At 60.3% G+C, this 11,047-nt stretch carries 8 protein-coding genes; 3 read left to right on the top strand and 5 right to left on the bottom strand.

From position 1 onward, the window contains the following. The 5 genes from B3V69_RS02020 to B3V69_RS02000 all read right to left on the bottom strand — a co-directional run. Positions 1-779: energy transducer TonB (locus tag B3V69_RS02020; protein ID WP_296443307.1), on the bottom strand; the 779-nt coding region annotated here is incomplete at its 3' end. Continuing rightward, positions 776-2,845: a ribonuclease catalytic domain-containing protein gene (locus tag B3V69_RS02015; RefSeq protein ID WP_296443304.1), complete on the bottom strand. Its 2,070-nt coding sequence runs from the start codon at positions 2,843-2,845 to the stop codon at positions 776-778. The genes B3V69_RS02015 and B3V69_RS02020, both read right to left, overlap by 4 nt. A gap of 55 nt (positions 2,846-2,900) precedes the next feature. Beyond that, positions 2,901-3,509: a YqiA/YcfP family alpha/beta fold hydrolase gene (locus tag B3V69_RS02010; protein WP_296443302.1), complete on the bottom strand. Its 609-nt coding sequence runs from the start codon at positions 3,507-3,509 to the stop codon at positions 2,901-2,903. Between the two features lie 103 nt (positions 3,510-3,612). Then, positions 3,613-4,734: a hypothetical protein gene (locus B3V69_RS02005; RefSeq protein WP_296443301.1), complete on the bottom strand. Its 1,122-nt coding sequence runs from the start codon at positions 4,732-4,734 to the stop codon at positions 3,613-3,615. Between the two features lie 113 nt (positions 4,735-4,847). Beyond that, entirely contained in the window at positions 4,848-7,196 is a 2,349-nt protein-coding gene (locus tag B3V69_RS02000; protein ID WP_296443298.1) for a hypothetical protein, read from the bottom strand. A gap of 223 nt (positions 7,197-7,419) precedes the next feature. On the opposite strand from B3V69_RS02000, the gene B3V69_RS01995 reads away from it, so the two are divergent. From B3V69_RS01995 to B3V69_RS01985, 3 genes are all read left to right on the top strand, one after another. Continuing rightward, positions 7,420-8,109 (top strand): response regulator transcription factor, encoded by a 690-nt coding sequence (locus B3V69_RS01995; RefSeq protein ID WP_414707451.1) that lies wholly within the window; start codon positions 7,420-7,422, stop codon positions 8,107-8,109. A 61-nt stretch (positions 8,110-8,170) separates the two neighbouring features. After that, positions 8,171-10,015 carry a sensor histidine kinase gene (locus tag B3V69_RS01990; RefSeq protein WP_296443294.1) on the top strand — a complete coding sequence of 615 codons (1,845 nt, stop codon included), beginning with the start codon at positions 8,171-8,173 and terminating at the stop codon, positions 10,013-10,015. A 22-nt stretch (positions 10,016-10,037) separates the two neighbouring features. Next, positions 10,038-11,047: FtsW/RodA/SpoVE family cell cycle protein (locus tag B3V69_RS01985; RefSeq protein ID WP_296443292.1), on the top strand; the 1,010-nt coding region annotated here is incomplete at its 3' end.

Genomic DNA, 11,047 nt, shown 5'->3' with positions numbered 1-11,047 from the left:
TGGCGGCGCATGGCCGCGGAGAAGCGGCCAAAGGGCGCCGCGCTTCGGGCAATGGCCTCGGCGCGCCGGTCCAGGATGCGGTTGCCGGAGCTTTCAAGCATCTCGATTTTGTGAATTCGCCCGTCAGCATTGACCTCGACGATCATGGTCAGCTCGCCATACAGCTTCTTGCCAGCCGCTTCGGGAAAGTTTTCCGTGCCCTTGTCTTCGATGGCGCGGCGCAAGTGGTCGTAATACACCGCATACACCTCTTCCCGTGTGGCCGGGCTGACGTAGCGCCGTTTCGGGCGCGCATTTTCCTGGTTGATGCGGCGCTCGATCTCGGCCAGCAGTTTGATCAGCTGGCGTCGCTTTTGTTCACGCTCGACCTGCTCCGGCGACACCTGGGCCTGCCTGGGGTCCGGCAGCGGCATGGCGGCGAGCTGGCGTTTGACCTGAGCCAGCAGCAGGTTTTGTTGTTCCTGCAGGTTCTTCAGCTTGCGCTGCGCTTCTGCTTCGCTGTCGTCACCGGTTTCAGACAGCAAGGCCGGCGGCAAGGGGCTGGTGGCGCGGCCCCGTTCGGCGTCGCCACCGCCCGCCATCGACGCCTGGGCAATGGCGCGCGCCTTCTCCGGCCGCTCGGTGGTGCGCGCGTTGACCAGGATGACCTCCAGCGGTGTGTCTTCAAACACGCGGTTGAAGGCGTCGGGGTCGACAAAGCGCACCGTCAACAGGACGGCATGCACGGCGATCGAGGCGCCGAGTGCCAGCTGGAGAGGGCTGAAGGACCGCAGGTTCACGGGGCAGGGCTGTCGCTGGCGGGGGGGCTGGTTTCGCTGGCGTTGTCGCTCAGGTCCACGGCAATCGCAATCGGGCCGGCCGAGGCGTCTTCGTCGTCCTCGGCTTCGTCTTGCGCCGCCGCGACGGTCTCGGTCACCGCGTCCAGCCGCGCCACCACGGTGCCGTGGATGTCGAGCGTCACCTCGTCGATGTCGCCGAGCTTGATCAGGACCCGCGCACCGCGTGGCAAACCGCTGGCGCCCGTGACCGGCAGCACCAGTGGCAGGTCGTCGGCGCGCACCATGTTTTCCTTGAACACGGTGGCGGTAATCTCGGTCACCTTGTTCTGCTGCACAAACTTGAGCGTCCAGAAGCGCTCGATGGCGCGCTGGTAGTCGTTGTAGGCAAAGTAGGCCGAGTCAAAGCTGGAAATGATCGAGAACAAGTCCGCGTCTTTGGGCTTGAACGGGGCCACCAAAGCCGCCGTTTTGCCGTGCCGCGCGCAGGCAATAATTTGCCACTGGTTGACCAAATCGGTGTAACGCCGCAGCGGCGAGCTGCTCCAGGCGTAGCTTTTGACGCCCAGACCGGCATGCGGCAAGGCGCGGGTGCCCATGCGCACCTTGACGCCCGGCAGCATCGAGGCCTGGCTGCGGTAAATGCCGGGCACGCCGAGTTCGGCCATCCAGCTGCCCCAGGTGCTGTTGGCCAGAATCATGGCCTCGGAGACGATCAGGTCCAGTGGTTCGCCGCGCAGCCGAATGCTGATCTGCACCTGCTCGGTGCCTTGCGGCTCTGCGCCCTCGTTGCCGACCAGTTTGAAGTTGTAATCGGGCCGGCTGAAATTCTCGGGTTTGCCGCGCACTACTTCGCGTTTGGCCTTCAGGTCTTTCGCCAGGCGGTGCAAAAATGATAGCTGCTTACGCTTATGGTGTAAGGGCTGCGGGTCGATTTTGTGTAAAAATTCGGGATTTTCGAGCCATTCGGGGGTGACGATGGTATCGAGCTGGTCGTGTCGCAGATTGGCGGCAATAAACACGCGTTCCAGCTTGGTTTCGCTGGAAATGATCTCCAGCGTGGCTTCGTCGAGCGTGACGTACAAAGACACCGCCGGGCAGTCGCGCCCTTCCATCAGCGTGTAGGTTTGCACCACGTCGTCGGGCAGCATGGTGACCTTGTAGCCCGGCATGTAGACGGTGGACAGGCGGTGGCGGCCGACCTGGTCGATCGGGCTGCCGGGCAGAATCGCCAGGCCGGGTGCTGCGATGTGAATGCCCACCAATACCGTGCCCGTGCCCAAGCCTTGCACCGACAGCGCGTCGTCAATCTCGGTGGTGGCCGAGTCGTCGATGGAGAAGGCGCGCGCGGTGGACAAAGGCAGCTCGTCGCGGATGGCGGGGGCTTCGAGCTTGGGGAAGCCGGTGCCCTTGGGAAAGTTCTCCAGCAAGAAGCGGCGCCAGTGGAACTGGTAGGGTGAATCAATGGCACCGGCCTTGGTCAGCAGCTCCAGCGGTCCCAGATGCGTGGCGCGCGACGCCTCGACCACCGCCTTGTATTCGGGTGCATTTTTGTCCGGCTTGAACAAGATCTTGTACAGCTGATCGCGGATCGGCTGCGGGCACTCGCCCTGACTCAGGTCTTTAACCCATTGCTCGGTTTGCAGTGCGATCTGCTTTTTCTTTTCAATCGCGGCCAAGGCCAGCGCGATGATGTCGGCCGGCGCCTTGCGAAAACGCCCCTTGCCGGCACGGCGAAAGTAATGCGGCGACTCAAACAGGCGCACCAGCGTGCCGGCTTGTTGCTCCAGCGTGGCGTTGGCGCTGAAATACTCGCGCGCCAGGTCGGCAAAGCCAAACTCTTCGTCCGGCGAAAACTCCCAGGCCAGCTCAAGCTCGATGCTCTGGCTGACGGCCTGCGCCGAAGCCAGCAGCTGCGCCGGTGCCGGTTTTTCGAATTTCAGCAGGATGTTGGCGGCCTTGACCTTGACCCGCTTGCCGCTGTCCAGCTCCACCTGCGCAGAGGACTCCGCCTCTGACAGCACCCGACCGGCCATGAATTTTCCGGCTTCTTCAAACAATAAAAACATAGGGGGGGATTGTCCCCGCAAAACGGAAGCGGGCGCGGCGGCTCAGATTTTCGGTTCAATTCAAGCCCAAAAACGCCAGCACCGTCGGCAGATGCGCGTCAAAGTCGCTGATGGCATGGTCGCCGCCTTCGAGCAGGCGGATATTGGCGCCGCGATAGCGTGCGTGCATCTCGCGCCAGTCCAGCACTTCGTCGCCCTTGGCGATCACGGCCAGATAGTTGCCGGGTTGGCGCAGGCCCGTGCACTGCAACTCACGCAATTCCTGCACGAACGCGGGCTGGAAGAAAAAATGTTGCGCCGGGTCGTGCCAGCTGCTTTGCTCGCCGACGTACTTCTCCAAGTCGCGCGCCGGGTCAACCGCCGGATTCAGCAGCACGGCCCGACAGCCGGTTTGCTCCGCCACCCAGGTGGCGTAAAAACCGCCCAGCGAGGAGCCCACCACGGCCATGGACTCGCGCGGCCAGTCGGCGATGCCTTGCATCAGCAGCGCCATGGCGTCACGCGGCGACGGGGGCAGTTGCGGGCACCACCAGCGCACCTGCGGCTGCCGCGTGGCCATGTGCCGGGCCACGGTGTGGGCCTTCGCCGACTGCGGCGAGGAGCGAAAGCCATGCAGGTAGAGCAGGTGGGTGAGGGGCGGAGGGGTAGGCTGAGTGGTCGGCATGGACAGGATCATAGGGGCGAAAAAAAGGCCCGCGGGCTTGGCAGCGCGCGGGGCAATCAGAGGTGCTGCAAAGGCTCGAAAGCTTTACAGCGCGACATCTCGTCTAAAAGGGAATATTAATCCCGCCATTCAAGCCGTAGGCTCTCGCCGTGTCCATATTCGTGTTGTCCATTCGCAAGCCAAGGTAGAACCACTGGTGCTGAAGAGACAGTCCGAAAGTGTTGAAGCGAAAATCGAAGTCTGCATTTACCGCCCACCGCGGATTGATGTGATATTTGATCCCCGCCTGCGGAAACCAGTAGCCCCTTGTGTAACTGGCTGCGCCCTGCACCTCGAAATCGCCAATCGGGTAGCTGGCAGCCAGCCACAACTTCGGATCAAGGTTCTGGCTCACATCTTGGTAGCTGCTGGTTCGTGTTGCCGTTGGATTGAACTGCACGTAGCCATCAGCGTCGTAATATTTTGTTGCGTTACTGTAGTCCGTGACATTGTTGGGCAAGTTTTTCCAATTTATGCGACCCGCAAGATCGGCGACAGCCAGTTCGATGCTGACACCGCTTTCCCGATGGCGCAGCACCACTCCCGCATCCACGGCGTAGCCGTCACCAGAGGGCGCCGCCAAGCGCCCGAATGGTGCGTTAAAGCTCGCCAAGTCGGTAATATTCATCTGGCTGTCTGAGTCGTTCAGGTGGACACCGGCGTTGAAGTCCTTCGAGTTGAGCGTGACCACTTGGCCCGACGCGGTTTCCAGCTTGATGCGTTTGCCACGCAGGTAAGACAGTCCAACTCCCAAGTCCATTTGCCATTGGCCACCCAGATTCAGCTGAAAACTTTTGCTCAGTCGCGCACCATCCGCCTCGAACCCCTTGATCTGATAGTCGAGCTGATAAGTTCGGCCAACGTCGTAGCCACTGCTGTTGTTGTATTGCCTTACCAGATCAGAGGTATCCCGGTTGGCTTCCACCAACGCCTCGGCGCGGTACAAAGCGCCCAACCGGTAGCCCTGCCATTGCACACCGGCCTCAGTGCGGGCGGAAAGCAGGCCGATATTGGTGCCATGGCGAGGCGAGTAGCTGCCCTGCCAGTCGCTGCCATATTGGCGCATCGCCACCTGATCGTTGCCCTCGAAGGCCTCAAGGGCGGCATAGACCTTATTGCCCTGGCCATTTTTTGCCGGATTATCTACCGCCAGCAGACCCTCGGTGTGTCCCAGCAGGGGAAACATGAGACACAGCAAAAGCCGCAGCATATTTTTGCTCATCATGACCATGATCGCGCACCCAAAAAAAATCCGGCGGTGAGTAACCGCCGGATTTGACGAAACAAAAAGCTACTGTATTACATCAATGATTCCACAGCACCATCGACATAAGAGACCGAGCCATTGAGAATGGTTGCCAGGCTGGCACCTGACTTGGTCACTGCCCCAGTCTTGGTCACCATTTGAATGCCGTCTTGATTGCTCAAGGTCATTGAGTTGCTGGTCGAGTTCGCGCTGTCAAGCACACCGCTGCCGATGATGCTCTTGGTGTCATAGCTGTAGTTCAGCGTGACAGAGTTTGTCGTAAGACCGGTCTTGGCGACAGCTACGACCAGTTTCAGCGCAGGCCGGCTAGGCGCTTGCACTGTGCCGGTGAAGGTCACCGTGGCCTTCTTGTAGTTGTTGGCAGACTCGGGCAGAGTCGAATGGTAGAGGTTGTAACTGGCCACGGCTGCTTCCAGTTTGCCGGTCAGAATCTGGCCAGAGCCCCCGGTGGACGTGTCACTGATGCTGCCTGTGAAGACCACGCTGGTGGGACTGTAGTTCAGACTATCGGCATCGGTCACGAAAGAACCTATATCCACGCTACCAGTGAACTTGGTTGCGACCGTCTGTGCCGTACCGACCAGTTTGGCTGCTACCGGTTTGGCGCCAGTGGTGGCCACAGTCGTTTCGTCCAAGTCGATATAGCTGCCAGCATCGAGAGACACGGTCACAACCTTGGTTGGATCCTCTACGTGCAATGCAGTGAGCTTGGATGTCGATACCGAACCAGACAGGGCATAGCGGTAGTTGTTGCCAGTCAGTAAGGTACGAGCAGCGGAAATGGCAATCGTGTCCGCACCAGTGGCCAACAAAGTGCCAGGGGCGGTGGAGGCCGAAGGCGGCAGGGTGCCGGTGAGCGTGAGCCCAGTCATTGTGGTTCCGCTGACGGTCTTGGCAACTTTGCCGATGCCTACAGGCATTGGATTGCCCGCAGTATCAGATGAAACAAGGGTTCCCACAGCGAATGCAGTAGGCTGACCACTAATATCTACCGTCACCGCCTTGTTATATCTGGTGGCCTTGTAGTCGTATTGGTTGGTTGCAGTGCCTGTGAGTTCAAATACAACTGTCTTTATTTTTTTGTTGGCTTGGTCAGCAGAGTCCGATCCTGCATGGGTGCAACTGACTTTGCTGATGGCCGAAGGCGTAGTGGAATCCGTCCAGCAGAAAGCATAAGAGCCGGACCCGTTCCACACTGACGTAAGGGAACCACTTGAGCGAACCAAGGCCGGGGTGGACGTGCCGGGAGCGAAGCCTGACGCAAATCCGAGCGTGTTGCTGGATGTATAGGCTTTCGCATCCTCGAACGCCGTCATTGCGTTGCCGAGCGCGGAAATACGACCAGCAACCTTGGACATTTCTGGCGTCACGTTGGCGCTGAGGTCAGTGTTCATGCGCGTGGCCTGGGTGTCCAGGAAGCCAGTCTTGTTGCCATTGGCAAACGAGTTCAGCGTGCTGCGAAGTTCAGCGAACATCGCTTTGGCGAGGGTAACGCCGGATTGGGTGACTGGTCCTATGATGTTGTTGACATCGGGATTAACGACAAGAGGGGAAGTCGCGACAAACGCTTTGCCAGAATCATCTGCCATTTCGTTGGCGGATTCGGTGTATTTGGCAATCAGTGTGGCTGGGAGTGGTGCATTCGGAATAACAGCACCTGTGCTGTCCTTACCGTCAGGCTTGCCATCCTTCAAATCACTGGCTAGAGCGATAGCCACATTGGCTGCAAACTTACCATCCGGTGCAGTTTTGGCCAAGGTCGCCAGAATCAGCGCATAGTTGTTGCTTGGTGTCGCTACATTCAGTTTAGTGACCGTTTTGTCATCAACGGGGACGGGGGCGATCAATATATCTGACAGGCCGTAAACGGCTGCGATCTTTGCATTTGCATCACCGATGCTGCCTGTTGTGGCGTTCTTGAACCCGGTGACGGGGTCTTTAATCGCTTCAGCTGCCGCGTTGGTTAGCGCCGTAACGCCAACTTCCGCCAGACCAGTAGTTGTGGGTACAACTGCGCGCAGTGTGCTAGTGCTAGCAAAAGGTTGCCATGTTCCTTTGTTTGTCGTTGTATCTAATTTTTCATCGAAATACGTCACGTTGGCACCACCCAAAACCTCCACCACAATCGGCCCGGTGTAACCCGCCAAAGAGAGTGTTACGGAGCCATTGCCGGTGATCGTGCCCGTCGAAAGTACGGTGTCATCCAGCGCTTTCTTGATATTAACCACGGTGCCTACACTGAATTTACCCAGCGAAGGCGTCACTGTCACAGATGTGCTGGTTGGTAGCGGATCGCTGCCGCCACCACCGCCACAGCCGTAAATCGTCAACATGCCGACGCTGGCGATAGCCAGAGAAAGCCTTTTAAGCGTAATTTTCATGGAGAACCCTTGAGTTGTTGCGGAAGCAGGCGACATACAAAATGCTGTTGCCGTCTTTGACCTGCGTCATAAATGTTATCAGGCCAGCGGTGTGAGGCAATCCCATATCTATGGGATGAGTCGGCATAGCCAGCGCAGGCGCCTGCGGCTATGCTCGCCACAGATTAAAAACAGCAGGGCGAAACAAGTGTGGCGTGTACTGGTAGTTGAAGACGATCCGCAGATGCGGGAATTTTTCGCGGGCAGCGTGGCGCGCTGCGTCGAGTTGCAACTGGCCGCGAGTGTAGGGACGGTGACGGATGCGAAAGCCTGGCTGGATGACCATGCAAATACGGTCGATGTGCTGCTCACCGATCTTGGCTTGCCCGATGGCAGCGGGCTGGAGGTCATCCGCCACGCCACGCGGCTGAACCCCGCCTGCGAGGCGCTGGTGATTTCGATGTTTGGCGATGAAGACAACGTGCTGGCCAGCATCGAGGCCGGTGCTCTGGGCTATATCCACAAGGATTCGACGCCGGACGACATTGCCCAGACGATTTTGGACATGCGGGCCGGAGCCTCGCCCATTTCTCCCATGATCGCGCGCCGCGTGCTGTCCAAGTACCAGTCTGATCGTCGACGAAACAATAGGGCGCTAGCCCCCGTAGTACAAGCGTACCCAGCTATCAAAAATGAAGCGAATGCGGGCGGGGACACGATGCCGCAGCGCGACTTGCTGTCGCCCCGCGAGCAGGAAGTTCTGGCCTTGATCGCCCGCGGCTTTTCTTACACGGAAATCGCGCGTTTGGCCGATTTGAGCGTTCACACCGTGCAGACGCATATCAAGAACCTGTATGGAAAATTGTCCGTGCATTCCAAAAGCGAGGCGGTGTTTGAAGCCACGCGCATGGGTTTGCTGTCCCGGCATGACTGACGAGGGCATGGGAACGGGCGCGCGATGCAGCGCATAGGGCTTCGTTAAGATGCGCCTCTCCATGAAGCTTTGCTGCCATTTACGCCGTCTACTTCTTTGCTGTTGCGGGCTGATCGTCGCCTGTCTGGTCTTGCCGGCGCAGGCCCTGACGCTGGAATTGCGGGAGGCGCAAGCGGCTGTGACGGTGCAGGGTCAGACGACGCGCGAGACGGTCAGCCTGCCCTACCATTGGGACCGTCATCACGCTGGCCTGGCCGGTGAGGCGACTTTTGAGGTGCCGTTTGAACTGGCAGAGGCGCCGACGGTGCCCTTCGGCTTGTACCTGCCCCGGCTCGGCAATGCCTATGAAATCTGGCTCAACGGCGCCCTGCTGCAGCAGAACGGCGACTTGCAGCATGACAACGGTCCGGACTTTGCCAAGGCGCCGCGCCATATCGAGATTTCGCCGGGTCTGCTGCGCACCCACAACCTGTTTCGTGTGCACATCCGGGCCGATGTGGGCCGCCGTGGCGGTCTGGCACCGCTGACTCTGGGGCCGGACAAGGAGGTGTATCCGCTCTACCTGCACGACTACCGCTGGCGCAGCACGGGCTCGTTCATTGTGGTCATCGTGAGCCTGCTGATTGGCGTGGGCGCCATGGCCTTGTGGGCGACCCAAGTCGATGTGACTGCGCCGGGGTGGCCCCGGCGCGACCCGCTGTACCTGTATGCGGGCGTGGCCGAACTGTGCTGGACGGTCAGCGTCAGCGACGCCATCGTCGAGCATCCACCCATTTCCTGGCCGTGGTGGGGCATGGTCGCACTGATGGCGGTGACGGTGTGGGTGGGCAGCATGATATTGTTTTGCGCCGAGGTGGCCAGCTGGAGCCAGTTGCGGGCAGTCAGCTGGCTACGCCGCTGGCTGGCCCTGTTGCTGGTGGCGAGTGTTGCCGCTGGCACGACCTCGCTGGTGTACGGTTATCCGCTGGCGATGACGCTTTTGTACGCGGTCTTGGGGCTCACCTCCCTGATCTTTGTCTCTTTGTTCATCTGGAAGGCGGCACGCGGCGCGTCGCTGCCGCACCAGATGGTGGCCCTCGTTTTGCTTTGGAATACGCTGGTCGGTTTGCGCGATCTGTATGTGTTTCGGATCAGTCAGGCCTATGGCGGCAACACCTTGCTACGCTACAGCTCGGTGCTGTTTGGACTGACACTGGGCTTTATTGTGATCACGCGGTTTCGCGCGGCCAGCGCGCAGGCGCGCGACCTCAACGCCAACCTGGCGGCGCGCGTGGCGCAGAAGGAGCAGGAGCTGGAACAGACCTACCAGCGCGTGGAGCAGCTCGCCCGTGAGCAAGAGCGCACCGCCGAGCGCACGCGCATTCTGCGCGACATGCACGATGGCGTGGGCGCGCACATCAGCACGGCCATCCGGCAGCTGGAATCGGGGCGGGCCAGCCATGCCGAGGTGCTGCAGACCCTGCGCGATTCGCTGGACCAACTCAAACTCTCGATCGACGCCATGAATTTGCCGCCAGGCGACATCACGGCCCTGCTGGCCAACCTGCGCTACCGGCTGGAGCCGCGCTTTAAAGCCTCCGACATCGAGCTGCAGTGGGATGTCGACCTGCTCGCGCCACTGGCCCGGCTCGATGACAAGACCATGCGACAGCTGCAGTTCATGGTCTTTGAGGCGCTCTCCAATGTGCTGCAGCATGCGCACGCAAATCAACTGCGCATCGAACTGCGCGCCACATTGCAGGGCGGCGCGCAGCTGCGGGTGATTGACAACGGCTGCGGGTTCGAGACCGAGCGCGTCAAGCGCCGGGGTTTGAGCTCGCTGCGCGAGCGGGCCGCGGCCATCGGCGCGGACCTGCTGATCAGCAGCGTCCCGGGCTACACCGTGGTGGAAATCGTGCTGAATTGACCAGAGGCGGGATAATTCGGGCATGGCGCAACAATTTGGAAAAATTCACCCGTGGCAGCGCATCGCTCCCTGGTTTCGCGGCTTTGACGGCCCGCTGGCATTCGCCGTGTTCATGCTCGCGTGCGCGGGCTTGCTGACGATGTATTCCTCGGGCTATGACCAGGGCACCCGGTTTGAGGACCATGGCCGCAATATGCTGATCGCGGGGGCTATTCTGTTCGTGGTGGCGCAGATTCCGCCGCAGCGGCTGATGTCGCTGGCGGTGCCGCTGTATGTGCTGGGCGTCAGCCTGCTGATTGCGGTGGCTGTCTTTGGTGTCACCAAAAAAGGGGCACGGCGCTGGCTCAACGTCGGCGTCACCATCCAGCCCAGCGAAATCCTCAAGATCGCCATGCCGCTGATGCTGGCCTGGTGGTTCCAGAAGCGCGAGGGCCAGTTGCGCCCGCTGGACTTTGCCGTGGCGGGGCTGTTGCTGGCGGTGCCGATTGGCTTGATCGTGCGCCAGCCCGACCTCGGCACCGCGATCCTGGTGCTGTCGGCCGGGCTGTCTGTGATCTTTTTTGCCGGCCTGTCCTGGAAATGGATTGTGCCGCCGGTGCTGGTCGGCGCGCTGGGGGTGGCGCTGGTGGTGGGCTTTGAGTCGCAGCTGTGTGCCGATGGGGTGCGCTGGCCGGTGTTGCACGACTACCAGCAGCAGCGCATCTGCACCCTGCTGGACCCGACGCGTGACCCACTGGGCAAGGGCTTTCACATCATCCAGGGCATGATTGCGATTGGCTCCGGGGGCGTACTGGGCAAGGGCTTCATGCAGGGCACGCAGACCCATCTGGAGTTCATTCCCGAACGCACCACCGATTTTATTTTTGCCTCATTTTCCGAAGAGTTCGGCTTGCTCGGCAATCTGGCGCTGATCGCGGGTTTCGTGTTCCTGGTGCTGCGCGGCCTGGCCATTGCGCTGGAAGCGCCCACGCTGTTTTCGCGGCTGCTGGCGGGCAGCATCACGCTGATCTTTTTCACCTATGCGTTTGTCAA

It is taken from the genome of Rhodoferax sp. UBA5149 (genome assembly GCF_002413825.1).
In the GTDB taxonomy this organism is placed as follows: Bacteria; Pseudomonadota; Gammaproteobacteria; order Burkholderiales; family Burkholderiaceae_C; genus Rhodoferax.
This window is presented reverse-complemented; position numbering and strand designations above follow the sequence as displayed.

What these genes read in the sequence shown, in the direction of transcription:
- B3V69_RS02015 (WP_296443304.1), bottom strand. Translation starts at nt 2,845, where the DNA reads ATGTTTTTATTGTTTGAAGAAGCCGGAAAATTCATGGCCGGTCGGGTG.
- B3V69_RS02010 (WP_296443302.1), bottom strand. Translation starts at nt 3,509, where the DNA reads ATGCCGACCACTCAGCCTACCCCTCCGCCCCTCACCCACCTGCTCTAC.
- B3V69_RS02005 (WP_296443301.1), bottom strand. Translation starts at nt 4,734, where the DNA reads ATGTTTCCCCTGCTGGGACACACCGAGGGTCTGCTGGCGGTAGATAAT.
- B3V69_RS02000 (WP_296443298.1), bottom strand. Translation starts at nt 7,196, where the DNA reads ATGAAAATTACGCTTAAAAGGCTTTCTCTGGCTATCGCCAGCGTCGGC.
- B3V69_RS01995 (WP_414707451.1), top strand. Translation starts at nt 7,420, where the DNA reads ATGCGGGAATTTTTCGCGGGCAGCGTGGCGCGCTGCGTCGAGTTGCAA.
- B3V69_RS01990 (WP_296443294.1), top strand. Translation starts at nt 8,171, where the DNA reads ATGAAGCTTTGCTGCCATTTACGCCGTCTACTTCTTTGCTGTTGCGGG.